Below are 26,193 nucleotides of genomic sequence, written 5' to 3'. Positions count from 1 at the left end.
GCGCGGCGACTCGCGACGCCGAGGCACAGCACCTCCGGATAGTTCACAGTTTGTCCAGTTTGGGATTAGACGATCTTTGCTCAGGGGTGATGCCATTGGCCCAGCCGATTACCGCGAACATCTTGGAGTTTTGCCGATGAAGGCGCTACCCATGGCCCTCTGTGCCGCGCTCACCCTGTCGCTGGCGAGCGTCGCCCCCACGACCGCCTGGGCCGATGGCCGGCATGACGGTCCGACCGGCCACGGCAACGCGGCGTTCTCGTTCGGCTTGATCGCGGACCCACAGTATTGGAGCGGCCCCGCCCAGGGCACCCGCTACTACGCGGACTCCCTCCAGAAGCTGGCCGAGAGCGCCGCCACGATCAACGACGCGAAAGTCAGCTTCACCGTCCAACTCGGTGACATGGTCGACCGCGATCCCAAGAGCTTCGACGAAATCCTGCCGATCTTCGAACGGATCCACGGCCCCCGCTACAGCGTGCTCGGCAACCACGACTTCCCGGGCATCTCGAGTGACGAGGCCGTCGAGCGGCTGAGCATGCCCAACGAGTACTACGACTTCACCCACCAGAACTGGCGCTTCGTCGTGCTCGACAACAACGACGTCTCGCTCTATGCCAACGCACCTGGCTCGGCGGACTACGTCAAGGCGCAGGAGATCATCGACGAGCTGCGTGAGCAGGGCGCGATCAACGCCCAGACGTACAACGGCGCCCTGGGCGACGAGCAGATGGCCTGGCTCAAGGCGACGCTCGCGGACGCGGACGAGAAGGGGCAGCAGGTCATCGTCATCGGTCACATGCCGCTCGCGGGAGGCGAGACCGAGGACGCCCTTGACGCCCCGGTGATCCGGCAGGTGCTGGAGTCGTACCCCAACGTGGTGGCCTACCTCAACGGGCACTATCACCCGGGCGCCTACCAGGTGGTCGACGGAATCCATTACGTGACCATGAAAGGCATGGTCGAGCAGCCTTACCCGGCCAACGCGTACTCGGTGGTGACCGTGCAGCAGAACAAGGTACGCATCGACGGCTTCGGCCTCCAGCAGGACCTCGTGCTCGACGCCCGTACTCACTGACCGGCCCCGCACGCGAAGCATCATGAGAGCCCGATAGGGCCGCTCCTCACCATGGCGGTGAGCGTCAGGGGCTCGGGTCCAGGATGCGGCGCGCGGAGGGCGCGGGCAGGTCGTCGTCCGACGGTCGCAGGGTGGTCAGCAACAGGGCCAGGTAGCGGCGGGGATCGTGGTGGGCGGGATCGGCCGGGTGGGCGGTGGCCAGCGCCATGACGACGATCGCCGCCAGGTCTCGTACGGACAGGTCGGCCCGCACCTGCCCCGCCCGCTGGGCGCGGGCCAGCACGCCGCCGAGCGGCCCCATGAACCGCGCCGCGATGTCGACGGAGAACGCGCCCGACCGCCGCGCCGCCTTCAGCAGCCCGTGGTGGGCGGCCAGGGTGTCGACCGACGCCGCCAGCGCCCCGGCCAGCGCGCTCCCGGCGTCGGCGGCGTCGCGGGCGGCCAGCACCAGCGGCTCGACCTCCTCGGCGAAGTACGTCTCGAAGGCGGCCCTGATCACGCCGTCGCGGTCGCCGAAGCGCCGGTAGACTGTGGCGCTCCCGATGCCCGCCTGCCGGGCGATCTCGTCGAGGGAGACCTCGGGGCCACGTTCGCGCAGGATCTCGATCGCGGCCCGGACGATCTTGTCGGCGTTACGCAGCGCGTCGGCTCGCTGTCGCTGCTCGTGCACAGGCGAACGCTAGCAGCCGTGGCGCGACGGGCAAGACCGCCTACCAGGCGACCTCGAAGGACGCCAGGCCGTACACGACGTTGAAGGAGCGGAACTCGGGCGCGGTGCCGGCCTCGCGCAGCCCGGGGAAGCGCTCGAACAGCGCCGGGAACGCGACCCGCATCTCCATCCTGGCCAGCGGCGCGCCCAGGCAGTGGTGCACGCCGTGGCCGAAGGCGACGTGGCCGAGGTCGCCGCGGGCGATGTCGAGGCGGTCCGGGTCGGAGATGAACGCCGGGTCGCGGTTGGCCGCGGGCAGCGCGCACATCACGAGTTCGCCGGCCGGGATGCGGGTGCCGGACAGCTCGACCTCGGTGGTCGTGATCTTGCCCGTGCCCGAGTGCACGATGCTGAGCCAGCGCAGCAGTTCCTCCACCGCCGGGCCGATCCGCTCGGGGTCCTTCCTGAGCAGGTCGAGCTGGTCGGGGTGGCGCAGCAGGGCCAGGGTGCCGAGCCCGAGCATGTTAGAGGTGGTCTCGTGGCCGGCCAGCAGCAACAGCCCGGCGATGCCCACCAGTTCGTCGGTGGACAGGTCGTCGCCGTGCTCGCGGACGAGCATGCCGAGCATGTCGTCGCCGGGCTCGGCCTGGGCGCGGGCCACGAGCTCGGACATGTAGGCGCGCTGTTCCATGCTCGCCGCCGTCCGTTCCTCGATCGGGAGCGAGATGTTCAGCAGCTTGCCGGTACGCCGCTGGAAGTCGTCGCGGTCCGCGTACGGCACGCCCAGCAACTCGCAGATGACCAGGGAGGGGATCGGCAGGGCGAAGGCGGAGACCAGGTCGACCGGCGATCCGGTGCGCTCCATCGCGTCCAGGTGCTCCTGGACGATCTCGTGAATGCGCGGCTCCAGGCGGCGCATCCGCCGCATGGTGAACTCCGGCGTCAGGATGCGGCGCAGCCGGGTGTGCTCGGGCGGGTCGAAGGCGAGCAGGTTGCCCGCCCGCATCGTCGCGAGCTGCTCCTCGGTGTACTCCGGCCCGCCGACCGGGCTGAAGACGCGCTGGGCGTTGCTGAAGCGCGTGGCGTCCCCGAGCACCTCGCGGACGTCGGCGTGGCGGCTGACGACCCAGGCGTCGACCCCGAACATGGTGGGCACCCGCCGGACGCCCTCCTCGTCGCGCATCGCCGACAGCTCGGGGTCGGGATCGAACGCGTTGCGCCGCATGTGCAGGGGCAACGTCACGGAATCGCTCATGTCATCTCCCGAGAGGAGTCGGCCTCGGTCGTACTTGACTGACAGCGTGTCATCAAAACGAGAGTAACCCATCACTTCGGCGGTCCGCGCGGCGACTCGGCGCTTCGCCGTCAGGAGTGATCAGGTGAGCGGTTTGCGGCGGAGGGCGCGTTTCACCGTGCCGGACAGGATGGCGCGCATGCCGCGCTGGGCACGGGTGGCCGCGTGGACCTGGCGGCGCAGCGTGCCGACCTCGCGGCGAAGCTCCACGGCGCTCTTGCGCCAGCGCGCCGCCTCGTCGCGCCACTTGGCGACCTGGGCGCGCAGCCGCTCGGTCTCCTTGGCCAGGCGGGCGGCCTCCGCCGCGGCCTGGGTCCCGGCCTGGTAGGCGGCCCGCCGCCCGTGCAGCTCGGCGGGCTCGCGGGTGAAACCGTACTTCTCCCCCTCGACCCACCGGACGGCGGAGACGTCGTCCACGGCGTCGTCGAGCGGCTCGCCGGGCCGGGCCACCAGGCGGGCGCGGGCGAAGGCGGACACGCGTTCGAGCCGCGCCGGCACGACCCCCTCGGGCGTCTCCTCCAGCAGCACGTTGACCAGGCCCGCCCCGTCGGCGCGGGCCACGTTGAGCAGCCGGCTCACGCTGTCCTCGCCGGGCACCCAGCCCGGCGGCAGCCGCAGGACGAAGGGGACGGACGGGTGCACCTCCTCCTCGACCACCAGGCGCACGCGGCTCTCGTGCTCGTAGTGCCCCTGGACCAGCACGAGGTCGAGGTCCGGGTCCTTGAGCGGGGCGCGGCGGTCACGGTCGAGCTTGTCCCACGGCCCGACCAGGACAACGGACAGGTCCGTGACCGTGCCGGCGAGTAACGCGTCCACGGCGGCGCGGACGGCCTCGTAGCCGGCCGTGCCGTCCAGGACGGCCGTCACGTTGGGGATCTTCCACTGCCGGTACGGATGCGTGCGCAGCCACTGGTAGGCGGGGATGCGGTCGGCGACGAAGGCATGGCTGACCCGGTCGATGCGCTTCTGGTGCCGCATCCGCATGGTGGGGCCCAGATGGTAGGCGCGGGCCCGCGGCTCGGGCACGAACACCGCTCCGGCCTGCGCCAGGCGGTAGCCCATCTCGGTGTCCTGGCCGACGATCAGCTCGTCGTCCATGGGGCCGGCGGCCTCGACCAGGCGGGCACTGACCGAGGTGGCGCCGCCGACGTGCAGGCTGAACGGGCGCGGCGAGTAGGCGGTGAGGCCGTCGGTGCGCTCGACCAGACCGACGAGCCAGGCGTGCGGCTCGGCCGGCTCGAACGCCTGCTCCAGGTCGTCGGGAAGGACCGCCGGCGGCTCGACCTCGGTGAACCTGATGTAGCCGGTGACGGAGAGGTACGGGGCGGCGTGATGCCAGCGCATGTGCGCCTCGATCGCCCCAGGAGTGAGCACCACGTCGGAGTCGAGCCAGTGGATGACGTCGCCCACGGCCTCGGCCAGCCCGGCGTTGCGCGCGCTGGCGCGCCCGGGCTCCTCGCAGCGGACCAACCGGGCGTCCACCCCGGCCGGGAGCCGCAGCGGGGGCACGCTGCCGTTGTCCACGACGATGATCTCGGTCAGCTCCGCCGGGTACGTCTGCCGCGCCAGCCCCTGCAACACCAGGTCCAGTTTGTTCTGGGCGCCGTAGGCCGGGATGATCACGCTGACCCGCAACTCGGGGGTGAAGTGCTCAGGCGGCTCAAGGACTCTGTAGTCGTTGCCGCGTACCCGCTTCACGCCGCCACCATCAGCGGGCTCAGGCGGAGTCCGGGCCACTGATCGGCCCCGCCCTCCGGCGTGCGCGTGAGTCCTCGGGGATATGCGGACATGCGTGGTGGCGCTCCTTGGCGGTCGGCTCGGGGACGGCGACAGGTGACTTTACGCCGCTTTCCTGAAGATCACCTGGTCATACCGCTTCCGACCGCTGTTTACACAGGTCAGCCCCTTCAGCAAACACACTGGAACCGGGCCGCGCGCGACCATCGACCACTACCTCGAGCACCTGTTCCGGTGGAGAGGGCTCAGGTGGTGAGCTGCTTGCCGGCCGTCGACACGTCGCCCGGACTGAGCGAGGAAAGATAACGTCATCATCACAGGTGCTTCTCACTGCGATCCGGACCGGTCCGTTGCCCGAATGCGGGGCAGAGACCCGAATGGAGGCACTCCATGGCCAGACGATTCCCCGCGCTGCTCGCCCTTACCGTCTCGGCGCTGGCGCTGTTCACCGGCCACGCCGCCGGACCCGCCAACGCCGCGACAGCCATCGAGTACGGGCTGATCGCCGCCCTGTGCCCCTGACCTCCCGGACTCCGAGACCACACGGCCGCCGATCGCCGTAGTGAATCACCTGCGAGGGCCGCGGACGGCCAGGCGGCCGCAGGTGAGCTCTCCGGTGACCTGCACGTGCGGTCTGCCCGGACGTCGATGGTCGGTTGCCTTGCAGGTCACGACCACGCCCCCGGTCGCCTCGCGCGGGGTCATCGGCTGACAGCCCTCTTGTACAGCCGCGTGGCCAGCGGCACGAACACCACCAGGAGCAGGGCCGACCACAGCAGCGACGCCGTCACCGCGTGCCGCAGCGGCCAGGCGCCGGACACCGGCATGGCCGCGTTGGTGTTGCCGAACAGCTCGCGGGCGGCCTGGACGAGCGTGGAGACGGGGTTCCATTCCGCGATCGGCTTCAGCGGGCCGGGCAGGCGCGCGCTGTCGGCGAAGGCGTTGGACAGGAAGATCAAGGGGAGCGACACGAGGGTGGCCACGTTGTTGAAGACCTCCGGCGTGCGCAGGGCCAGCGCGACGGTCGCCGTCACCCACGAGAAGGCGTACGCGAACAGCAGCAGCGTCAGGAAGCCCAGGGCGGCCTCGAACGGCGAGGTGTGGATTCGCCACCCGACGAGCAGCCCGACCAGCGCCATGGTGACGATGCTGGTCACGTTCATGATCACGTCGCTGACGGTCTGGCCGGTCAGCACCGCCGAGGGCGACATCGGCAGCGTGCGGTAGCGGTCGAAGATGCCCTTCTGCAGGTCCTGCGTCAGCGTGTAGCCGGTGATCTGCGCGCTCTGGACGATCGTCATGACGAAGATCCCGGGGACCATGTATTCCCCGTACGACATGCCGGGCAGGCTGATCATGCTGCCGAAGACGTAGGAGAACAGCAGCACGAACACGATCGGGAGCAGGACCACGCCGCCCAGCAGGTCCGGTGCCCGCCTGATCTTCAGCGCGTTGCGCTTGGCGATCGTCACGCCGTCGGTCATCGCCAGTTGCAGGGTGTTCATCGCACGGTCTCCTTGATCTTCTCGTCGGCCTCGTGTCCCGTCAGGGTCAGGAACACGTCGTCCAGGGTCGGCCGGCGCAGTCCGGCGTCGCGGACGGGGATCCGCTCGGCGGCCAGGTGGCCCAGCGCCGTGGTGAGCGTGGCCGCGCCGCCGGCGACCGGGATCGTCACCTGGAAGGCGGTGGCGTCGGTCTGCACGTCTCCGGCGGCCAGCGGCGCCAGCAGGCGTCGTACGGCCTCCAGGTCCGCCACGCTCGTCACCGACAGCTCGATGCGGTCGCCGCCCACCCTGGCCTTGAGCTCGTCGGAGGTGCCGAGCGCGATCACGTGACCGTGGTCGACCACCGCGATGCGGTCGGCGAGCCGGTCGGCCTCCTCCATGTACTGGGTGGTGAGCAGCACCGTCGTGCCGGCCGCGACGAGCTCGCCGATGACGTCCCACAGGCCCGCCCGCGCCCGCGGGTCCAGGCCGGTGGTCGGCTCGTCGAGGAACAGCACAGGCGGGCTCGCGACCAGCGCGCCGGCCAGGTCGAGCCGGCGCCGCATGCCTCCGGAGTAGCCCTGCACCGGGCGGTCGCCCGCCTCTGCCAGGTCGAAGCGTTCCAGCAGTTCGCGGGCGCGTTGCTTGCTGCGCCTGACGCCCAGGTGGTAGAGGCGGCCGACTATTTCCAGGTTCTCGGCGCCGGTGAGGTGGTCGTCCACCGCGGCGTACTGGCCGGAGGCGCCGATGTGGGCGCGCAGCCGGTGCGCGTCGCGTACGACGTCGAACCCGCCGACCGTGGCGTGGCCCGCGTCCGGTCTCAGCAACGTGGTCAGGATCCGCACGGTGGTGGTCTTGCCCGCGCCGTTCGGGCCGAGCAGCCCGAACACCGTCCCCTCGGGAACGGTCAGCTCCATCCCGTCGAGGGCCACCACGTCGCCGTACTTCTTGACCAAGCCCTCGGCGACTATCGCGTCTGGCATGAGATTCTCCCTGGTTGTCAGGAACGGTGGATGATGATGTCGCCGTAGGTGGTGTGGGCCCGCACCTCGACGGTCCTCTCGGACTGCGCGGGGCCGTCGCCGGCGTCCAGGGCGACGTCCACGGTGCCGTGCTGCGAGCTCACGTCCAGCCAGGCGGGGGTGCCGCCGGGAATCCCGAGCTCCAGCCCGCCGCCGGTGGTCTCCATGACGACCGAGCCGGACACCGCCTCGCCGATCCTGAGGCTGCCGTACGCGGTCTTGGCGGCCACGCCGGACAGGGCGCGATCGACGGTGATGTCGCCGTACGCGGAGTTCAGCCGCAGTTCGCCGGCCACCTCACCGAGGGTGATCTGACCATGGGAGGTCTTGACCAGCGTCGTGCCCCGCATCTCACCGATGCGGATGTCGCCGTGGGTGTTGGTGACCTCGGCGTGCCCGGCCGCGCGGGTGACCGAGATGTCGCCGTGGGTGGAGCTCAGCCGCATCCTGCCTGCCTGCTCGACCCGGATGTCGCCGTAGGAGGTGGTGAACCTCAGCTCATCGAGGCTGCCCCGGCAGCGCAGGCTCGCCCCCGTGGTGGCGTCGACACGGGATCCGGCGGGCAGGTCGATCGTCACGTCGACCGAACTGCCCGAGGCGACCAGCGAACGGAGCCATTGCGCGGGCGCCTCGACCAGCTTGTCGAGCGAGCCCCACCCGGACATCGACGCGGCCGGCCTCTTGTCCGCCTTCACCAGCAGCCTGCCGCCGGCGTAGTAGACCTGTGCCTCCTCGGCCATCTGCACGCTGGTGTCGTCGAACTCGTCGCTCGGGCGTATCTCGACGACGGTGTCGGTGCGATCGCTCGCGTTGATCCGGATGTTGGCGGCCGCCACGTCGATGATGACGGAGATGGGTTCAGGGGTGTCGAAGGCCGGCATCTCGGTGCCCTCCTCATGGATTCGAGTGGTCATCAGCGCACCCAGCCCGTGTAGCGCGTGCCGGTCTGCGGGGCCGCGCGCGGGCCGGAGCGCCGGCTTCCCCCGCCGGGTTCGAGCGCCGCGGAGACCGCGCGGACGAGCCAGGCGTTGACCGAGAGCCCGTCCCGGGCGGCCGCCTCCTCGATGCGCGGCTTGAGGTGCTCGGGGACGCGCAGCGAGATCCGCGCCGTCCCGCCCTCTTCACCGTCCGGCGGGGGCGGCGCGGCAGGCGGCCCGGCGCCTCCCTCGGTGTCCCCGGTCTCGCCCGCGGGCTCGAACGGCCGGCCGGCCGGCGGTGATGTCACGACGAAACCGGGGTCGCGGCCGCGCAGGCGCACCTCGACCGAGCCGGGCGCGAGGTCGCGGGTGATCTCGTCCGCGGCGGCGGACAGTGCTTCGAGCAGGGCGAGCCGGGCGGCCGACTCGAGTGCGGCGGCGAGCCGCTCGGCGAGCGCGCGAGCTTCCTCGCCGCCTGCTCCGGCGGCGATCGCGAGTTCGCGGCGGAGCTGATCGACATACGGCGCAAGGTCCATGACGTCATGGTGACATCAAATTGACGCCATACGCAACCCAAGCGAGGCCGGGGATGACGTCAGCTGGGTCAGAATGGTCCTCATCTGCTGTGCCGGGCCGCTCGACGACCTGGCGCTCGACCTTTGTCTGGAGGGGCCGCCATGCGTGCCATCGTGATCGAGAGGTTCGGCGGGCCGGAGTGCCTGGTGTACCGGGACCTACCGAAGCCCGAGCCCGAGGTGGGCCAAGTCGTCATCGAGGTGAAGGCGTTCGGCCTCAACCACGCCGAGATGCACATGCGCAGGGGCGAATGGGCGGAGGCCGCGCCGGTGAGCGGCATCGAGTGCGTCGGCCTCGTCCACGCCTGCCCCGGCGGCGAGTTCCCCCTCGGAGCAAAGGTCGCCGCCCTGATGGGCGGCCTCGGGCGCACGATCAACGGCAGCTACGCCGAGTACACCCGGGCGCCCGCGTCGAACGTGGCACTCATCGAGTCCGGCCTGCCCTGGGCCGACCTGGCCGCCATCCCGGAAACCTACGCCACCGCGTGGACCTGCCTGTTCCGCAATCTGGAGATCGCCCCAGGGCAGACCCTGCTCATCCGGGGCGCGACCTCCTCCTTCGGGCAGGCGGCGATCAACCTCGCGGTCGACGCCGGCGTGCGCGTCATCGGCACCACCCGCGACCGCGACCGCTTCGCTTTGCTGGAAGACCTCGGCGCGGAGCGCGGCGAACTGGAGGGGCCTGATCTCCACCTGCGGATCGCCGAGGCCAAACAACTGGACGCCGTGCTCGACCTGGTGGGCAACAGCACCATCCTGGACTCCCTGGCGATACTGCGCCGGGGCGGACGGGCCTGCCTGGCCGGATGGCTCGGCGGGCTCGACCCGATACCCGACTTCAACCCGCTGTCGCAGATGGCCAGTGGCGTCCATCTCACCTTCTTCGCCAGCTTCGTCTTCGGCACGCCCGGCTTCCCGCTGTCCGACGTGCCGCTCCAGGCCATCGCCGACAAAGTGGCGGCCGGCCGCCTGCGGGGCAAACCCTCGCGGGTGTTCGCCTTCGAGGAGATCAGGGAGGCCCATCGCGTGATGGAGGCCGGGGAAGCCGGCGGCAAGATGGTGGTCGTCCACGACTGAACCGGGCGCTCAGCGGCCGATCCGCCCGGCGGCCAGGCGTCGCAGCACGTAGAGCAGTGCTGAGGCGGCGAAGAGCACAAGGGTGATCAGGATCCATCGGGTGAGGTATGGAAGGGTGCTCAGCCCGACCGCTGCCCTGTAGTTGGGTTCGGCGCGGCGCAGGATGAGCGGGAACCACACGAGCAGCAGCAGGCCGGAGAACACGGCCGGCACGCGCAGGTAGTTGATCGGAGCCGACCGCCGCCGGTACCGAGCAGGTCTGCGACTGCGGCGACGGGCATGGGCGGTGACGGACCCGGCGGCGAAGTCGGCAGCGGAGTAAAGAGGAAACAGCACCAGATCGTGGATGATGACGGCCCCGAAGAACCACCCCAGAAACCCCAGCCAGATTCCCGCTTCGACCACCCGGGTGGCAGCGTAACCGGCGACCAGGAAACAGAGGGCGAGTGCGAGCAGGTGCCACGGCGAGGCGCCGTAGGCCCTTGCCCACCGGCTCCGGCCGTTCATGACCTCTCCTGGGTGAAGTCGAGCTCGCGCACCCATTTCGTGTTGTGCACCCCGGGGGCGTTGGGGACGATGACCCGCGCGGGGTATCCGTGATCGAGGGACAGGTCGGCGCCGTTGACCCGTAGCGCCAGCAGCGAGCGCGGGTCGGCGACCTGCGCGGCGCGGAGCGAGGCCTGACCGAAATAGCCCCAGCGTTGCAGGGACCTGGCCGTGACACCAGTCGAGCCGGTCCGGATCCCGGCGAGGCGGGCGAGGTCGGCCAGCCGTACACCAGTCCAGGTCTGCTGGGTCGACCAGCCTTCCACGCAGGCGATCGGCAGGGCGTAGGTGTGCAGCGGCATCGCCAGCAGGTCCGCGCGGGAGAGTTCCAGCCGATGCGGTCCGATGAGTGTCAGCCGCCAGGACTCACCGGTTCGGGCCGGCGTGACGCCGAGGCCCGCCGCCGTCTTGTTGACCTGGAAGTCGTTGGGGCCCGTGCCGTAGTCGCGCCCGTGGGGAGCGAGCAACGCGGTACGCCGCAACGGCCCGTCGAGGCACTGGCCGGCCGACAGGCCGAACATGATCAGCGAGCCACCGCCCGCGAAGGCCAGCAGGCCGCGCCTGGACATCGTGGCGGGTGCCGGGTCGGTGGCGACCAGGCCGTCGGGGTCGGGAGGCTCCGGGCGGGTGTCCGCCAAGGAGGTGCGCAGGTGGTCGCGCAGGCCCTGCGTCCGCAGGGTGTCGATGACGCGGGGCAGCTTGATGGCCACGTGTACGACGAAAGCGGCCAGGAAGATCCATGCGCCGTAGAAGTGGGCCGGGTAGAAGGAGAACGGGAAGACGTAGAAGAGCTGGACGTTGAGGATCCCGGTAGCGAACTGGAATACCGCGCCGCCGACCAGGAGCAGCAGGCTGGCCCGCTCGACGGCCTGGGCCACGGAGCGGGCGGGCGGCCAGGAGAACAGCTTGGGGATGACCGACCACAGCTTGGCCAGCAATATCGGCACCAGCGTCAGCCCACCGATGACGTGCGCCCCCTGGGTGACCCGGTACATCCAGACCGGGTCCGTGGGCCAGTCGAACAGGTAGAAGCCCAGCAGGCCCTTGCCAGGGGTCATGTCGTTGCCCGGCAGCCGAGGCTCGTAAGCGGCGTACGACAACAGCCCGGTGATCACGACGACGGTGATCCCGGCGAGCAGGACCAGCCCGAGCACCGAGGTCAGCCAGGGGCCACGCAGCGGGCTACGCCAGAACTCCGGCCGGAAAGGCCCGGCGGGCCCTTCCCGCAACCATGCCGCCAGGCGGCCTGTCCTAGCGGATGTGCCCTCACGGCCACGTGACGCATCCGGCACTGACTCCCCCCGAATCCAATGTCAGCCGCTTGTTGTCCTTACCGGAAACGCTCTTTCCAAAGCAAACGCCCCAGTACGTATTCGGCAATGTCCGGCTGCTCGGCGGATTCAGAGAGACGACCTTCCGTAGATCCGCGCCGGCGACGAACGAATCCGTGCACGCGCGACGAACCCCCCTGTCACCACCAGCGCGGCGAGGGCATAGGCGACGGTCCCGGAAACGGCGCCGGCGCCCAGGTACGCCGCGCCGCTCGCCAACGGGACGCCGAGCCACTCCCACCGGCCGTCAAGGGCGACCAGCGCGACGACCAGCACGGCGTACCAGGAATAGCCGGGCGTGAACACGAGCAACGCGACCCCGGTCACCACCAGGGCGCCGCGCCATGGCCGGTCCGCGTCACCGTGGCGGAGCACGTGGAGGACCGCGATCCCGAGGATGAGGAGGGCCGTGGACAACGCCCACGAGTCGGGAAGAACCAGCCGCAGCAACGCGTAGCGGTCCTTGCTTCCGGCCTCGCCGTAACCCTCCTCGTCCACGTAGCCGGAGAAGTAGCCGAGGACCGAGCCGCGCGAGGCCAGAACGTACGGCAGGTAGGCGAGCGCCACGACGAGAGTGACGGCTCCGAGGATGGCCAGGGCGTCGAGCATCCGGCGCGCCGGTGTCTTTCCGCCTGCGGCCAGGATCCCGGAGAGCGCTCCGGGCACGGTGACGGCGGGCAGCAGCTTGACAGCGGTCGCCGCGCCGAGCAGCGCGCCGCCGAGGACCCTGTGTCTGTTCGTGACGGCCAGGGCGATGACGGTGAGCAGGACCCCGAGCGCGTCGACGTGGGCGTTGTTCACCAGTTCGAGCGGGACGGCGGGACACCACGCGTAGCAGGCCGTGTACGCCGGAGCCCGGTCCCGGAAGCCGGCCCGTCCGCTGAGCGCGATCAGCAGCACGGCCGACGTCGCGAGTGCCAGGAGGGCACCACCGATCTGCAGCGGCTTGTGCCGCGCTCCTTCGGGCGAGAGCCCGTGCACCAGGAGGAAGTACGCCTCGGCCAGGGGCGGGTAGATCGTGTGCACGCCGGGACGGTTGATCCGCGTGCACGACGTGGCCCCGCCGGCGGAGGGGATCGGATAACGATCGGGCCCCCCGCAGCCGGTGCCGCTGGGGAAGAGCCAGCGGTCGCGCAGCGGGGCCAGCGCGGCCTCGGCCGGGGCGTGATCGTAGGGCGAGACGCCCGCGGCCTGGACACGTCCGTCCCAGGCGTAGCGGTAGGAGTCGGTGCTGGTGGTGGGCGCCGCGAGGAGGCCGGTGGCGGTCACGGCGATCCCGCCGGCGATCATCAAGCACATCGCCTGACGCCTCGGCAGCCCGTGGACGGCCCACACCGCCACGCCGAAGAACACCCACGCGAGCATGTACGGCCAGAACAGGCCGAGGCGATCGATGTGGGCGGCGTCCTTGCCGACCGCCCGCGCGAGCGTGCAGACCAGGGCGGCCAGCAGGACGGCCGTCCCCACCGCGCGGCGGGTCACGCTTGGCGAAAATTCATGGTCATCCCCGTGGCGTGGGTCGTCTTGGAGGTCCAGTGGACGGTGCCGTGGCACGGCCGTCGGTGCCGGCGGTCAGGCCAGTGGCGCGGTGGCGAACTCCTTCATCCCCTCGTCGAAACCGATCCGGGCATGGAAGCCGAGCTCCGCACCGGCCCTGTGCGGCGCGGCCACGATGTGACGGACATCGCCCAGCCGGTACTCCCCCGTCGTCACCGGCTCCGGGCCGCCACGCTGCGTGGCCAATGCCACGGCCATGTCGCCGACGCTGCGCGGCTCCCCGCTTGCGACGTTGTACGCGGCCAGCACGCCCGGCCGGCCGCCGGCGAGGGCGGCGACGTTCGCGCGGGCGACATCGCGGACGTGAACGAAATCCCGCAACTGCCCGCCGTCCTCGAACACCCTGGGGGCGCGCCCGGCCTCCAGCGCGGACCGGAAGATCGCGGCGACCCCGGAGTACGGCGTGTCCCTGGGCATCCTGGGCCCGTACACGTTGTGGTACCGCAAGGCGACGGCCGTACCGCCGGTCTCCCGCGCCCAGTTGGCGGCCAGATGCTCCTGCGCCAGCTTGCTGGTGGCGTACGCGTTCCGCGGGTCCGCCGGCGCGTCCTCGTCGATGGGGACGCAGACCACCTCCGCGTCGCACCGGGGGCACCGAGGCTCGAAGAGCCCGCGCGCGAGAGCGGCGGCGGAACGTTGCGCGGGCCGCACCCGGCCATGCCGCGGACAGTCGTAGGCGCCCTCGCCATAGACCACCATCGACGAGGCCAGCACCAGCCGCCCGACCGCGTGCCGCGCCATCGCGGCGAGCAGCACGGCGGTGCCGTACACGTTGACCGAGGCGTAGTCCGGCAGGTCCGCCACGTTCACGCCGAGCCCGACCTTGGCCGCCTGGTGCACCACGACGTCGGCACCCGCCATCGACCGGTCGAGCGCGGCGGCATCGCGCACATCGTCGCCGGTCCTGATGTCGAGACGGACCACCTCGTGTCCGGCCGCCTCCAGCGCCTCCGTCACATGGCTCCCGATGAACCCGGCGGCACCGGTGACCAGCACCTTCGCCTGTCGAGCCTGTCGAGGCTGTCGAGGCTGTCGAGGGGCGGTCATCACCACACCGCCGTTCCGGCGAGCGCGGCCGCGAAACGTGACCGCGGAGCCAGCGCCGCCACCTCGACCGCGTCCGCCATGGTGTCCACATCGGTAAGGCAAGGCATGCGGGCGACGCTCAAATCGGCCTCTCTCAGTCTGTTCAGCTGGATCTCTCCCGTGGTCGGTTCGGACATCGGCACGCCGAGCAGCAGGCCGGGGTCGGGGGCGCGCAGCCCGAGCAGCCAGAACCCGCCGTCCGTCGCGGGGCCGAACACCGCGTCGTGGGTGCCGAGGAGGGACACGGCGTCGGCCAGCATGCCGGCGGAGACCTGCGGGGTGTCCATGCCGATGAGCACGATCGGGCCGGGCGACAGGCGGTGGGCGTCGTCGAAGGCGGCGGCGAGCCGTTCGTCCAGACCGCCGCCGCGCTGCGGAAGGACCGTGAACCCGGCGGGAAGCCACGCTCCCGGAGCGCCGTCGAGCACGATCACGCCGCGGGCCGCCGGAACCCGGGCGACCGTCAGAAGCGTGTCCTCCATCGCGGCGCCGGCCAGTGCCGCGGCCTCGCGCGGAGTGCAGGGCGGGGTCAGACGGGTCTTCACCTTTCCCGGTACGGGCTCCTTGGCCATCACCAGGATCTGCGCGCCGGTGTCGTGGTCCGGCCTCACGCCGTGCCGCCCTTCCCGGCCATGACCCGGCGCATGTCGCCGATCGCCCGTAGGGTGCCGCGCACCGTACCGGTCACCTTCGACCGCCCCGTACGGGCCAGATAGTCGACCTCGACCTCGGCGATCCGCCAACCCGCCGCACCGGCGCGCAGCACCATCTCCAGGGGGTAGCCGAACCGCCGGTCCGCCAATTCCAGCCCCAGCAGGGCGGCACGTCCGCACGCCCGCATCGGCCCCAGATCGTGCAGGCCGGCGCCGGTGCGACGGCGCAGCTTCCGAGCCAGCACGGCGTTGCCGAGCCGGGCGTGCAGCGGCCAGGAGGCGCCGGGCCGAAGAACCCGGCGACCGAGCACCAGATCGGCCGCACCCGCCAGGACCGGTCCCGCGACCCGCGGCAACTGCTCGGGATCGAGCGACGCGTCGGCGTCCATGACGCACACCACGTCCGCCGTCGCGGCCGTCAGCCCCGCGTGGCACGCGGCACCGAATCCGGGCAGGGGCTCGCTCACCACCCTCGCCCCGAGTCCGGCCGCGACCTTCGCGGATCCGTCGGTCGATCCGTTGTCGACCACGATCGGGCGGAAGCCGGACGGCATCCGCCCGAGCACCCAGGGCAGGGCTGCCTCCTCATTCAGGCAGGGCAGCACCACGTCGATCTCCATGGGCCGACGCTAACGCGGCGCCGGCGCCCCCTCCCCTGAGGAAGGAATGATGTCTTTCCGAAAAATGACCAGTTCAGGTCCACGGAGATACGGTGCAGGGAAGGACACCGCGGTTCAGGCCGCCGGATCCCGCGCCCCCGGCAGGCAGGTAACTCGTCCCGCTCCACCAGATTTGACTTTCCGCTGAAGACGTTATGGCGGCGTTTTACCAAGACGGTCATAGCCGCGCGTCCGTAACGGTTCCCCAGGGATCGGCACCGACCTGTTGCGGGCAATGTCCCAGCATGATCAGCCGTAGTGGCCCGAACGTTCGGGCAACCCTTCTTCCCATCGCCTTCTGCTGCGGAAAAGCCGCATGATGGGCGCTTTCTACGAGGATTCTCTGAAGGGGGAAGACGTAGACGTCGAATATGCGGACGGCCGGGTGCGGCCGCTCTCCGCCGAGCGCTGGCTCCGGCACAACGAGGGCGACGAGCACGTTCTGGCCCGATGTGGCGGGCCCACTCTCGACGTCGGTTCTGGACCTGGAAGGCTGACCGTGGCGCTCACCCGGATGGGGATTCCGGTCCTGGGCATCGACATCACGCCCCTGGCCGTCGAGCTGACCCGCCGCGCGGGCGGCCTGGCGCTGCGCAGGTGTGTCTTCGAGCCCCTTCCTGGAACAGGACGGTGGGCCGAGGCGCTCCTGGCCGACGGCAACATCGGCATCGGCGGCGACCCGGCGGCCCTCCTCCGGCGCCTGCGCGAGCTGGTCAGGCCCGGCGGAACGGTGATCGCCGAGCTCTCCCCGCCCGGATCGCAGAGCAGGGTGCACAGCGTACGGCTGCGCCAGGCCGGGCGGGCCGGCGACTGGTTCAGCTGGGCGACCGTCTCGGCCGACGACATCGCCCCCCTCGCCGAGCGATCCGGGTTCCCTGCCGTCGAACGCTGGAACGCGGCGGGGCGATGGTTCGCGTCCCTCTCATGACTCGCCCGGTGGTCTCGCGGGCCTGCGCCGTCGAGGATCTCGCCACTGCCACCGTTGTTCGTACTCGGACTGACCTCGCAGACGTACGGTCTCGGAGCGTTCCGGAGCCGCCAATTGGCAGTCGAGCGGGTGCGTGACGACAGCGTCGTCGTGGACGACGCGAAGGTCGGGCACTCGGGCGACAGCGCGAAGAGCCGGACCTGGTGGCGGATCGGTCCGGGTGATGAGGACTTCCTCACCCAGACGATCCAGGTGCACTTCGTGGAGCTCCCCCCTGAGTCGTCGAATCACGGGCACGGGCACCAGAACGAGGCCGCCTTCTACATCCTCGAGGGCAGGGGCTACGAGATCCACGACGACCAGCGCTACGACTGGAGCAAGGACGACCTGGTCTTCGTGCACACCGACTCCGTGCAGCGTCAGCCGCCGGGGCCGGTGGGCTGGATCGGGGCGCCGTCGCCGTTCTCGGGCAGGTCGCCGCGCTCGACCGGGCTCGGCGGAGGACTGGGCGTCCCGTCGCCGACGGCCTGCCGGGCGCCCTCCGCGGCCTTCTTCAGCACGGCCCGGTCCACCTGCCCGGCCGGGCAGGCCAGCCGCACGTAGTGGCCGGCGCGCACCGCGACGTACTCCTGCCGGCCCTCGTGCTCGGTGTACCAGCCGTCGCCGTCCCGCCGGCACGTGCCCGCACACGTGTACGGCCCCCGATCGACCCGCATCTCCACCTGCCTGCCGTCGGGCGCGGTGTAGAAGGCGCCGAACCCCTCCTCGTTCACCGCGCCCACCGACTGCTCGGCCAGTTCGTATCCGGGCAGGTCCACGACGTACATCAGGTCGGGCGCCACGCCCTGCCGGGTGGCCTGGTCGATCACCGCCTGGCTCAGCGCCGAGCCGGAGCCGCAGCCGGACAGCACGATCAGCGCCAGAAGCGCGAGCAGAAGACGTGACGGCATCCTCCGAGTGTGGCGCGCGCGAGCATCGTTCAGGTCACGCGCCGGATGTCGTCGGCGTGGTTCGGCGGACCTTGGCGAAGAACTCGCGGATGTCGGCGGCGACGTGGCCGGGCTGCTCCATGGCGACGAAGTGGTGGCCGCCCGGATTGTCCTGCGGCCAGTGCAGGATGGTGTTGTGCCGTTCGGCGAGCCGGCGGATTCCCGGCGGCCCGCTGTACACGCCGGTCGGCGCCGCCGTCTGACCCTCCGGCCAGCCGGAGCCCGTGCTGTCGTAGTAGGGCCAGGAGGAGGTTCCCAGCGTCCCGGTGAGCCAGTAGAGGCTCACGTTGGTGAGGATCAGGTCGCGATCGATCACCTGCTCCGGCGGCTTCGCGGCGACGGTGAACTCCTTGAACTTCTGCGTCATCCAGGCCAGCGCGGCGACCGGGGAGTCGTGCCACCCGTAGGCGAAGGTCTGGGGCGCCGCGCGCAGCAGCCCATGATGGTCCACGCCGCTCATCCAGTCCTGCTTCTGGAGCTGCGCGTACGCCGCCCGCTCGTCGTCGGTCATCTCCGGAACGTCGTCCGGGGTGGGGAAGCCGAGCCCGCTGATGACATAGACGCCGATCACGTGATCCGGGGCGACCTTGGCTACTTCCGGGGCGACGTACGCCCCGAAGTCACCGCCCTGGGTGCCGTAGCGGTCGTATCCGAGGCGGCGCATCAGCTCCGCCCAGATCCGTGCCACGCGCGTGGCGTTCCAGCCGGTTTCGCGCGGCGGCGCCGAGAATCCGAACCCGGGCAGCGACGGCACGACGACGTGGAACGCCTGGGACGGGTCGCCGCCGTACGCGCGGGGATCGGTGAGGGGGCCGATGAGGCCGGTGAACTCCACGAAGGAGTTCGGCCAGCCGTGGGTGAGGATGAGCGGCAGGGCGCCCGGCTCGGGGGAACGCACGTGCAGGAAGTGGATGTCCTGACCGTCGATCTCGGTCATGAACTGCGGAAACTCGTTCAGTCGCGCCTCGTGCCCGCGCCAGTCGTAGCCGTCGCGCCAGTATTCGCTCAAGTCCTTGAGGTAGCCGTCGGGGACGCCCCGGCTCCACTCCTCGCCGGGCAGCGGCCGGGGCCATCGGGTGCGGGCCAGCCGGTGGCGCAGCTCGTCCAGGTCAGCCTGGGGGATGTCGATGCGGAACGGACGGACCTCGGTGCTCATGACTCTCCTCGGTGGGTTACGCGGTGCCCCGCCACGTCGTCCCCGGGCAGGCCCGGGTGGTCGCGTCGCGGTGACCTGATCGAGGCTAGGAGCCATGTAGGTCAGTTCCTGTCCCACATGGCCGGGATGATGGATCCATGAGCGACACCCCCGCAAGACTGCTCACGCTGCTGTCCCTGCTGCAGACTCCGCGCGACTGGCCAGGCAGTGAGCTGGCCGAGCGCCTGCGGGTCAGCCGCCGTACGATCCGCCGCGACATCGGCCGGCTACGCGAGCTGGGTTATCCGGTGCGGGCGGCGATGGGGGCGGTGGGCGGCTACCGGCTCGCGGCGGGTACGGCCATGCCGCCGTTGCTGCTGGACGACGAGGAGGCGGTGGCCATCGCGGTCGGCCTGCGCACCGCGGCGGCGACCCCGGTGGACGGCATCGAGGAGGCGTCCGTACGGGCCCTGGCCAAGCTGGAGCAGGTGCTGCCGTCCCGCCTGCGGCACCGGGTCGCCGCGCTGGCCGCGGCCCTGGTTCCGATGCTGGGCGGGAACGGGCCCGGCGTCGATCCGGGTAACCTGACGGTGCTCGCCGGCGCGGTCGCGGGCCGCGAACGCCTGCGGTTCGCCTACCAGGCGGGTGACGGGAGCGAGACCAGACGCCTGGTCGAGCCGTACCGTCTGGTGGCGGCCGCGCGCCGCTGGTACCTACTGGCCTACGACAATGATCGCGATGACTGGCGGACCTTCCGCGTCGACAGGATCGGCGATCCGCGGCGAACCGGCGTGCGGATCCCGCCCCGCGAGCCGCCCGAGCAGGACGCGGCCGCCTTCGTCACCGGCAAGCTGTACTCACTGGCACCCACCTACGAGGTGGTGGCGACCCTGCGGCTGCCTGCCGACCAGGTGGCGCGACGGCTCGGCACCGCCGCGGGCGACGTCCAGCCGATCGACGAACGCAGTTGCCGCCTGCACGGGCGCGCCGACACCCTGGAGTGGCTGGCCTCGCGGCTGCTCATGCTCGGCTGCGAGTTCGAGGTGCACGAGCCGCAGGAGCTGCGGGCGTACCTGCGGGCGGTGGCTGCCCGCGCCATCCGCGCCGGCACGTGCGAGAGGACGGCGTAGCCGGTGGCGCGGAGGCCGGTCGGGGCGAGCGCACCGCGGCCGGCGAACGTGCGATCAACGGTCACGCCCGCGCTGCCGGCGCGCGAGGGCGGCGATCATCGCGGACCAGCCGTCGCCGTCGTCCTGTCCGGCGGGAACGAGCTCGCGGAGACCGGCCCGGTCCAGCTCACCAGGTGGGGTCCGGCGCGCCATCCGCGCCGCCGAAGTCCACATGGTGATGGTCCCGTCGGCGCAGCCGGCGATCAGTTGGGCGCCGTCCGGTGTCACCGGCGCCGCGCAGTTCCGCGCCTGACTCCACAGTCTCACCGTCCGCTCGCACGCAGCCACCGCGGGCCACCACGCTACGGAACCTTCAGCGATCTTTCCACTGCGGCGTGTGAACCGCCATGTCACGCGGCGCGCTCCCGGTTCACGCCCCGCCGGCCATGCTCGTCCTCGCGCGGATCAGCCGTTGCCGGCCTGCGCGGCCTCGGGCTGCTCGGCGTTCAGCGAGTCGATGAGCGCGTCGGCCTCGGCGTCGCGTACCGGAGCGACGAGGCCGACGAGCACGAACACCACCAGCGCGGACAGGACCGGGGCGGCCACCTCCACGGTCTGGCCCTGACCGGGGAAGACGTACTTCAGCAGCGCGAAGACCACGAGCCCGGTCGCCCAGGAGGCGATCGCGGCCGCGGGACCGCAGCGGCGGAACATCGGCAGCATGCCGAGCAGCATCGGGATGGCGATCGGACCGACCAGCGCGCCGAACCAGAGGATCAGCAGGCCGAGCACGCCCCCGAAGCTGTCCGCGCCGAGCGCGATGCCCATCGACAGCGCGATGAACAGGAACGTGGAGACCCGGCCGGCCAGCAGCTCGGACCTGGACGACAGCCGCTGTGCCCGCTTCCAGACCGCGGGGACGATGTCCCTGATCACGACCGAGGAGATCGCGTTGGCGTCGGAGGAGGTCATCGCCATCGTGTGCGCGAACATCCCGGCGAGCACGAGGCCGATCAGCCCGCCGGGCAGCAGCTGCTGGGTCAGCAGTGCGTAGGACTGGTCCGGCTCGGCCAGGTTGGGCAGCAGGACCGGCGCGGCCCACATCGGGAAGAACAGCACGAGCGGCCAGAAGAGGTAGAGGCCCGCGGAGAACAGTGCCGCGCGCCTGGCCGAATCCCCGGTCGGCGCCGCGATGAAACGCTGGGCGAGGTTCCAGGTCCCGCCGTTGTAGGAAAGCGTGTTGATCAGCAGGTAGACCAGGACGAAACCCATGGTGTACGTGCCGTTGAACGGCTGGCCGTGTCCCTCCGGAAGCCGGTCCCACAGCGTCCAGATCGCGGACACGCCACCGAGCTGGGCGAGCACCGCGACGAACAGCGTGATCCCCGCGACGAGCTGGATGACGAACTGGCCGAGGTCGGTGAGCGCGTCGGCCCACAGCCCGCCGATCGTCGAGTAGATCAGCGTGACCCCTCCGGTGAGCAGCACGCCCCAGGCGATCGGCACACCCGCGAACACCTGGAGCAGCAGCGCGGTCGCCGCCCACTTGGCGCCCACGTCGAAGACCTTGAGCGCGGTGCCGCTCCACGCGAGCACCTGCTGCGCAGGCACGTTGTAGCGGGTCGCGAGATATTCCAGCGGCGAGATGATCCCGAGCCGCTGCCGCAGCCGGGGCCAGCGCGGCGCGAACAGGAACGCCCCGACCAGCATCGCGAACGTGATGCCGATCGCCCACCAGACGTACAGGGTGAAACCGGCGGTGTAGGCGATGGCGGCGTAGCCGACGAAGACCGCCGAGCTGTAGCCCGACATGTGGTGGGAGATACCGGACAGCCACCAGGGCATCCTGCCCCCGGCGGTGAAGAAGTCCCTGGCGTCGCGGATGCGGGACTTCGCCCAGACGCCGATCGCGATCATCACCACGAAGTAGCCGCAGATCACTAGCCAGTCGAGAAAACCCATGAGATCTCCCAGGTGGGGGTGGGGAGCGGTGCAGGTCAGGCGCTGTGGACGGGCACCCCGTTCACGAAGGTGCGCAGGACGGACAGGTCGGGGGTGGTGACGATCAGGTCGGCGGACGCGCCGGGTTCGACGCGGCCGCGGGCGGTTCCGAGCAGCCGGGCCGGGTTCGCCGCGGCCAGGCCCACCGCGGTGGCGAGATCGACCTCGGTACGCGTGACCGCCCAGGCGAGGCACTCGATCAGCGAGCTTCCTGAACCGGCGAGCAGGTCACCGCCGGGCAGCGTCACCCGGCCGTCCTCGCGCACCGTGATCCGGCCGCCGACCGGGGTCGTGTAGTCGCCTGGAGCGCAGCCGGCCAGCGCGACGGAATCGCTGACCAGCAGCGCGCGGCCGGTCCCCTTGGCACGGAGCATCGCGGTGAACGTGTCGGCGGGCAGGTGGTGCCCGTCCGCGATGAACGTCGCGGCGAGCCTGTCCTCGGCCAGCTGCGCCCAGATGTAGTTGGGATGCCTGCGGATCAACGCGTGGGCTCCGTTGCCCAGGTGGGTGGAGAGCCGCGCACCCGCGCGTACGGCCGCCTCGACGTCGGCGGGCGCCGCCGCGGTGTGCCCGATGGACGCGACGACGTTCCGCCGGGAGAGCTCGGCGATGTAGCCGACGGCGCCCGCCCGCTCGGGAGCCAGCGTGACGATCTTCACGAGCCCGCCGCTCGCCTCCTGCCAGCGCCCGAACTCGGCGAGGTCGGGATCGCGCAGGTGCTCGGCGTCGTGCGCGCCCCGCGGCCCGTCCTCGGGCGCCAGGTAGGGCCCCTCCACATGCACGGCGGGTATGGCCTGCCTGACCAGCGGATCGGCCTCCCGCGCCGCCGCGATCACGCGCAGGTTTCTGATGATCTTGTCTTCCGGCGCCGTGATGATCGTGGGGCACAGCGTCGTGGTGCCGCGCTTCCACAGCTCGCGTACCAGCTCGGCCACGTCGCCGGTGGAGAGGTCGTCCGCGTTGAAGTCGCGGCCGGCGTACCCGTTGACCTGGATGTCGACCAGGCCGGGGAGGATGAGCGCGCCGGGCGCGTCACGGATCTCGGTGATCGCGGCGATCCGCGGTCCGTCCACCTCGACGCGTACGGGCCTCCCGTCCGCGAGCCTGCCCTCGATCGTCACGCCGCCTCCCCGGCGAGTGCCCTGGCCGCCGCCATGACCAGGCGGCCGGCGGCGGGCGTGAACGCGGCGCGCAGCCCGTACGCCCGATGGGCCTCGCGGATCTCGTACCCGCCCGCGGCGTAGTGCGTCTCCGGGTAGGGCAGGTAGCCGGGCACCCCGCCCGTGTAACCGGCGACGAGCAGCCCGGGATCGCCGAGCGCGGCCCGCAGCTCCACGGCGAACTCGACGAAGGGCTCGCAGGGGAGGAAGACCAGCGGCACGCCGCCCCACCGGTGCACGGCGACCTGGACCTCGACCGCGGCGGGACCGGGGTCGGCGAGCTGGGCCAGCGCCCACTCCACCCAGATGCCGCCGGGTTCGTCCGCGAGCACGCGCAGCTCGCCCGGCGTGAGCGGATCGCCGAGCGGCAGCTCGACGCGGGTGGCGGCCACCGACACGGGCCCGGCGACCGGTTCCGTGGCGGCGCCGTACGCGGCCTCGGCCACCGAGGTGCCGATCCGCTCCGCGGCCTGGAAGGTCCTGCCCGGTTGTGGCTCGGTGCCGCGCAGGCTGTCGAGCGCGGTGTGCCCGGTGTTGAGCTGGCCGCAGCAGCCCTGGAGGAACACGGCCACTCCCCCGATCCTGGACTCCAGGTGCCGCCGGGCGTAGCCGGGCCAGTCCGCGGTGACCTGGAGGTTGCCGGGGCCGAGCGTCACCGGGTGGCAGGCGTGGGAGAACACGGTGGCGATGGGCTCGCCGTTCTCGCGCTCCAGCCGTACGACGGGGACCGCCGGGTCGGTGAGGGTCCCGCCGCGCCGGTTGTGCGCGACGCCGTGGAGCGTGCCGCAGCCGCGGCGGAGCACGGCGGGCGTCAGCGCGTCGAGCGCGGTGGCGGCGGCGCCGGCGATCCGCGAGCAGGCGTGCCCGACGTATCGGGGATCGGCGACGCCGCCGATGCCGCCCCTGGTCACCGCGGGCCCCGCGTGCGTGTGCGTCACCGCCACGGCCACCCGTTCCTCCGGGACCCCGGTGCGCTCGCGCACGTCGCCGGCGATCCGCCGGGTGGTGTCCGGGTCGAGCGCGATGAGGTCGGCGGAGATCACGATGGAGGTGGTCACGCCGTCGGAGACCGCCACAGCGGTGGCCAGCAGCGGGTCGTGCACCGCGGTGGACGCGGAGACCCTGGCGGCGTAACCGGCGAGCGAGCCGCCGGTCCGCGGCGTGATGTCGGCGACCGCGGCCCCCGCGAGCAACTGCTCCCCTCCGCTGGCCACAGCCCTCGGATCTTCCCTGGTCACGGCCCTCGGATCCGCCCCGGCCACAGCCGTCGAATCCGCCCGGGTCAGCGCCCTCGGACCCGCGCCGGTCACAGCCATCGGATCCGCCCGCGGAAGCGGTCGAGGAAGAGCGCGTTGCGCTCGTCGCCGCCCGGCGCGTTCCCGCTGCGCCAGATCTCGGGAACCGTGCCGCGCCCGGCCAGCTCGGCGATCGCCGCCGCCATGACGCAGTTGAGCGTGTACGCGTTGGCGAACGTCGAGATCGCGCCGACCCGCTCGGGCACCCCCTCGATCTCGAGTACGGCGTCGCCGATCGGCACCTTCGTGTCGATGTGCAGGTCGGCGAGGTCGTGCAGGTTCCGCTTGGTGGGGTGCCTGGCGGGGTGGCCGGGCGCGGTCCGGTCGGCGTGTTCCCTGGAGGAGACGCCGATGACGGTGACGCCGTGCTCGCGGGCGGTCAGCGCGGCGTCGATGAGTGCGGCGTTGATGCCGTACGCGTTGACCAGGATGAGCAGGTCCCCCGCGCCGAGCCTGTTGTCCTCGATGACGACACGGCCGTAACCGGGGGTGCGTTCGATCGCCATCGAGCGCAGCGCGCCGCCGGACAGCAGCGTGCCCTCGTCGAGGATCGCGCTGACGTTGACGAGGCCGCCGGCGCGGAAGAACACCTCCTGCGCGGCGAGGTTGGAGTGCCCTCCAGGGCCGTACACGTAGATCAGCCGGTCCGCCCCGTGCCGGGTGAGGTGGTCGGCGATGAGCGTCGCCGCCGCCCCGATGGCGTCGGTCTCCTCGGTCTCGATCCGGCCGATCAGGCTCACGACTTGCTCGGCGTACGTACGCATGAGCGATGCGTGCCGTCCGTTTTGCACCTGCGGACTCCTCGTGACCGATGAAAGCGATTGCAGGCATTTAAGACGATGACCCCATCTCGGTCAAGAGGCGGACCGCGGTCCCGTGGAGTCGCGCGCGACGAAGACGCCGGGCAGCCCGACGTGCTCACGATCGCCGCCCGGCGTCTCGATCTGCCTGGTCAGGACCCGTACAGCGGTGGCGCCGAGGTCGTCCATCGGCGCGGTCACCGTGGTCAGGTGGGGCGTCACGGTCCGTGCGAGAAGCACGTCGTCGCAACCCACGACGCTGCGTTCGCCTGGCACGGCGACGCCGCGCCCGGCCAGTTCCGCGAGCACCCCGCACGCGGTGAGGTCGTCGAAGGCGAACGCGGCGGTGGCGGTGGTCCCGAGCAGCGCGGCGCCGGCCTGCCTGCCGCCCTTGAACGTCGCGCGGAACGGCCCGAGCTCCGTGAGCTCGACCTCGCGCCCCCGCGCCCACCTGCGGATCGCCTGCGAGCGCCGGGCCGCGGCCCACGACGCACTCGGCCCGGCGAGCAGCGCGAACGAGCGGTGACCGTGCTTGTGGAGATGCTCGCCCGCGTCGAAGAGCGCGCTGGTGTTGTCGCAGATCACCGAGGAGAGGTCGCGCAGCGGGCGGTTGAGCAGGACGCAGGGAAGCCCTCTCGCGGCCTCGCGCAGCGCCGCCGACGACGAGCGGGGCGAGGCCACGATCACCCCGTCCACCCTGCTGCGGAGCCGGGCGACGTGCGCCACCTCCGCCGCCGCGCTCTCCTCCGCGTCGACCAGCATGACCGAGCTGCCCATCCGCTCGGCCGCACGCTGGATCGCCCGCACGAGCAGCGGGAAGAACGGGTTGGTGATGTCGGGGACGATCAGCCCGATCATCTCGGCCCTGCCCGTGACCAGGCCGCGCGCGGCCGAGCTCGGCTGGTAGCCGAGCTCGCGGGCGGCGGCCATGATCTGCTCCCTGACCGGCGCGCTGACCAGCTCCGGGCGGTTGAAGGCCCGCGACACGGTCGCGGCGGAGACCCCGCACCGCTGGGCGATGGAGTAGATCGTCGGCTTGCTCACACCGCGCTCCTCGGCATTGTGCTCGGTTTGACCGGAGTACTCTAGCGAAGACAGAATCCATGCAATC

At 71.4% G+C, this 26,193-nt stretch carries 26 protein-coding genes and 1 pseudogene; 6 read left to right on the top strand and 21 right to left on the bottom strand.

Annotated features, from left to right (window positions below):
* Positions 1 to 136 precede the first annotated feature (136 nt).
* Positions 137 to 1,078, top strand: a complete 942-nt coding sequence (locus ITP53_RS01140) for a metallophosphoesterase (RefSeq protein WP_195893356.1) — start codon at positions 137 to 139, stop codon at positions 1,076 to 1,078.
* A 64-nt stretch (positions 1,079 to 1,142) separates the two neighbouring features.
* Here ITP53_RS01140 and ITP53_RS01135 read toward each other — a convergent pair whose 3' ends face one another.
* The 3 genes from ITP53_RS01135 to ITP53_RS01125 form a co-directional block, all read right to left on the bottom strand.
* Complete coding sequence (locus ITP53_RS01135) at positions 1,143 to 1,748, bottom strand: TetR/AcrR family transcriptional regulator (protein ID WP_195893355.1); 606 nt, start codon at positions 1,746 to 1,748, stop codon at positions 1,143 to 1,145.
* Positions 1,749 to 1,788: 40 nt separating this feature from the next.
* Positions 1,789 to 2,982, bottom strand: coding sequence for a cytochrome P450 (locus tag ITP53_RS01130; protein ID WP_195893354.1), 1,194 nt, complete (start codon positions 2,980 to 2,982; stop codon positions 1,789 to 1,791).
* A gap of 120 nt (positions 2,983 to 3,102) precedes the next feature.
* Positions 3,103 to 4,719 (bottom strand): glycosyltransferase family 2 protein, encoded by a 1,617-nt coding sequence (locus ITP53_RS01125; protein ID WP_195893353.1) that lies wholly within the window; start codon positions 4,717 to 4,719, stop codon positions 3,103 to 3,105.
* A 429-nt stretch (positions 4,720 to 5,148) separates the two neighbouring features.
* On the opposite strand from ITP53_RS01125, the gene ITP53_RS58935 reads away from it, so the two are divergent.
* Complete coding sequence (locus ITP53_RS58935) at positions 5,149 to 5,280, top strand: hypothetical protein (RefSeq protein ID WP_268960877.1); 132 nt, start codon at positions 5,149 to 5,151, stop codon at positions 5,278 to 5,280.
* 179 nt (positions 5,281 to 5,459) lie between these two features.
* Here the strand turns inward: ITP53_RS58935 and ITP53_RS01120 are convergent, their stop codons facing one another.
* The 4 genes from ITP53_RS01120 to ITP53_RS01105 are packed head-to-tail and all read right to left on the bottom strand — an operon-like array spanning position 5,460 to position 8,717.
* Positions 5,460 to 6,263 (bottom strand): ABC transporter permease, encoded by an 804-nt coding sequence (locus ITP53_RS01120; protein ID WP_195893352.1) that lies wholly within the window; start codon positions 6,261 to 6,263, stop codon positions 5,460 to 5,462.
* Positions 6,260 to 7,225: an ATP-binding cassette domain-containing protein gene (locus tag ITP53_RS01115; RefSeq protein ID WP_195893351.1), complete on the bottom strand. Its 966-nt coding sequence runs from the start codon at positions 7,223 to 7,225 to the stop codon at positions 6,260 to 6,262. The genes ITP53_RS01120 and ITP53_RS01115 overlap by 4 nt, the downstream gene beginning before the upstream one ends.
* A 17-nt stretch (positions 7,226 to 7,242) precedes the next feature.
* Positions 7,243 to 8,178, bottom strand: coding sequence for a DUF4097 family beta strand repeat-containing protein (locus tag ITP53_RS01110; protein WP_236050256.1), 936 nt, complete (start codon positions 8,176 to 8,178; stop codon positions 7,243 to 7,245).
* A complete protein-coding gene (locus tag ITP53_RS01105) occupies positions 8,178 to 8,717 on the bottom strand; it encodes a toxin-antitoxin system HicB family antitoxin (RefSeq protein ID WP_195893350.1) in 540 nt (179 codons plus the stop codon). Before ITP53_RS01105 ends, ITP53_RS01110 begins: the two co-directional genes overlap by 1 nt.
* A 141-nt stretch (positions 8,718 to 8,858) precedes the next feature.
* Here ITP53_RS01105 and ITP53_RS01100 point away from each other — a divergent pair, with 141 nt between their 5' ends.
* Positions 8,859 to 9,833 (top strand): zinc-binding alcohol dehydrogenase family protein, encoded by a 975-nt coding sequence (locus tag ITP53_RS01100; RefSeq protein ID WP_195893349.1) that lies wholly within the window; start codon positions 8,859 to 8,861, stop codon positions 9,831 to 9,833.
* Positions 9,834 to 9,842: 9 nt separating this feature from the next.
* Here ITP53_RS01100 and ITP53_RS01095 read toward each other — a convergent pair whose 3' ends face one another.
* The 6 genes from ITP53_RS01095 to ITP53_RS01070 form a co-directional block, all read right to left on the bottom strand.
* Complete coding sequence (locus tag ITP53_RS01095) at positions 9,843 to 10,340, bottom strand: hypothetical protein (protein WP_195893348.1); 498 nt, start codon at positions 10,338 to 10,340, stop codon at positions 9,843 to 9,845.
* Positions 10,337 to 11,608: a molybdopterin-dependent oxidoreductase gene (locus ITP53_RS01090; RefSeq protein WP_236050254.1), complete on the bottom strand. Its 1,272-nt coding sequence runs from the start codon at positions 11,606 to 11,608 to the stop codon at positions 10,337 to 10,339. Before ITP53_RS01090 ends, ITP53_RS01095 begins: the two co-directional genes overlap by 4 nt.
* A gap of 171 nt (positions 11,609 to 11,779) precedes the next feature.
* Entirely contained in the window at positions 11,780 to 13,192 is a 1,413-nt protein-coding gene (locus tag ITP53_RS01085) for a glycosyltransferase family 87 protein (RefSeq protein ID WP_207755389.1), read from the bottom strand.
* Between the two features lie 90 nt (positions 13,193 to 13,282).
* Positions 13,283 to 14,260, bottom strand: coding sequence for an NAD-dependent epimerase/dehydratase family protein (locus tag ITP53_RS01080; RefSeq protein WP_456238089.1), 978 nt, complete (start codon positions 14,258 to 14,260; stop codon positions 13,283 to 13,285).
* Positions 14,261 to 14,313: 53 nt separating this feature from the next.
* Positions 14,314 to 14,964 carry a TIGR04282 family arsenosugar biosynthesis glycosyltransferase gene (locus tag ITP53_RS01075; protein WP_328813608.1) on the bottom strand — a complete coding sequence of 217 codons (651 nt, stop codon included), beginning with the start codon at positions 14,962 to 14,964 and terminating at the stop codon, positions 14,314 to 14,316.
* Positions 14,961 to 15,626: a glycosyltransferase family 2 protein gene (locus tag ITP53_RS01070; RefSeq protein WP_195893346.1), complete on the bottom strand. Its 666-nt coding sequence runs from the start codon at positions 15,624 to 15,626 to the stop codon at positions 14,961 to 14,963. Before ITP53_RS01070 ends, ITP53_RS01075 begins: the two co-directional genes overlap by 4 nt.
* A 355-nt stretch (positions 15,627 to 15,981) precedes the next feature.
* On the opposite strand from ITP53_RS01070, the gene ITP53_RS01065 reads away from it, so the two are divergent.
* Both ITP53_RS01065 and ITP53_RS60895 read left to right on the top strand, forming a co-directional pair.
* Positions 15,982 to 16,593 (top strand): methyltransferase domain-containing protein, encoded by a 612-nt coding sequence (locus ITP53_RS01065; RefSeq protein ID WP_195893345.1) that lies wholly within the window; start codon positions 15,982 to 15,984, stop codon positions 16,591 to 16,593.
* A 129-nt stretch (positions 16,594 to 16,722) separates the two neighbouring features.
* A pseudogene (locus ITP53_RS60895) lies at positions 16,723 to 16,983 on the top strand (hypothetical protein); the annotation flags it as partial.
* Between the two features lie 29 nt (positions 16,984 to 17,012).
* On the opposite strand, the gene ITP53_RS01060 reads toward ITP53_RS60895, so the two are convergent.
* Both ITP53_RS01060 and ITP53_RS01055 read right to left on the bottom strand, forming a co-directional pair.
* Entirely contained in the window at positions 17,013 to 17,543 is a 531-nt protein-coding gene (locus ITP53_RS01060; protein WP_195893344.1) for a hypothetical protein, read from the bottom strand.
* Positions 17,544 to 17,577: 34 nt separating this feature from the next.
* Positions 17,578 to 18,738, bottom strand: coding sequence for an epoxide hydrolase family protein (locus ITP53_RS01055; protein ID WP_195893343.1), 1,161 nt, complete (start codon positions 18,736 to 18,738; stop codon positions 17,578 to 17,580).
* 137 nt (positions 18,739 to 18,875) lie between these two features.
* On the opposite strand from ITP53_RS01055, the gene ITP53_RS01050 reads away from it, so the two are divergent.
* Entirely contained in the window at positions 18,876 to 19,847 is a 972-nt protein-coding gene (locus ITP53_RS01050) for a helix-turn-helix transcriptional regulator (RefSeq protein WP_195893342.1), read from the top strand.
* Positions 19,848 to 19,901: 54 nt separating this feature from the next.
* On the opposite strand, the gene ITP53_RS01045 is transcribed toward ITP53_RS01050, so the two are convergent.
* The 6 genes from ITP53_RS01045 to ITP53_RS01020 form a co-directional block, all read right to left on the bottom strand.
* A complete protein-coding gene (locus tag ITP53_RS01045) occupies positions 19,902 to 20,153 on the bottom strand; it encodes a hypothetical protein (RefSeq protein WP_195893341.1) in 252 nt (83 codons plus the stop codon).
* A gap of 138 nt (positions 20,154 to 20,291) precedes the next feature.
* Positions 20,292 to 21,788, bottom strand: coding sequence for a sodium:solute symporter family protein (locus tag ITP53_RS01040; RefSeq protein ID WP_195893340.1), 1,497 nt, complete (start codon positions 21,786 to 21,788; stop codon positions 20,292 to 20,294).
* Between the two features lie 35 nt (positions 21,789 to 21,823).
* Positions 21,824 to 22,948, bottom strand: coding sequence for an N-acetylglucosamine-6-phosphate deacetylase (locus ITP53_RS01035; RefSeq protein ID WP_207755388.1), 1,125 nt, complete (start codon positions 22,946 to 22,948; stop codon positions 21,824 to 21,826).
* The gene (locus tag ITP53_RS01030) at positions 22,945 to 24,201 is read right to left on the bottom strand and encodes a neutral/alkaline non-lysosomal ceramidase N-terminal domain-containing protein (protein ID WP_195893339.1); all 1,257 of its coding nucleotides are present in this window, start codon (positions 24,199 to 24,201) and stop codon (positions 22,945 to 22,947) included. Before ITP53_RS01030 ends, ITP53_RS01035 begins: the two co-directional genes overlap by 4 nt.
* 92 nt (positions 24,202 to 24,293) lie before the next feature.
* Entirely contained in the window at positions 24,294 to 25,046 is a 753-nt protein-coding gene (locus tag ITP53_RS01025; protein WP_195893338.1) for a sugar isomerase domain-containing protein, read from the bottom strand.
* Between the two features lie 90 nt (positions 25,047 to 25,136).
* On the bottom strand, positions 25,137 to 26,126 hold the full coding sequence (locus tag ITP53_RS01020) for a LacI family DNA-binding transcriptional regulator (protein ID WP_195893337.1): 990 nt from the start codon (positions 26,124 to 26,126) through the stop codon (positions 25,137 to 25,139).
* Positions 26,127 to 26,193 lie beyond the last annotated feature (67 nt).

Source organism: Nonomuraea cypriaca, assembly GCF_015645445.1.
In the GTDB taxonomy this organism is placed as follows: domain Bacteria; phylum Actinomycetota; class Actinomycetes; order Streptosporangiales; family Streptosporangiaceae; genus Nonomuraea; species Nonomuraea cypriaca.
The sequence above is the reverse complement of the archived record's forward strand: the minus strand, read 5'-3'. Positions and strand labels throughout refer to the sequence as shown.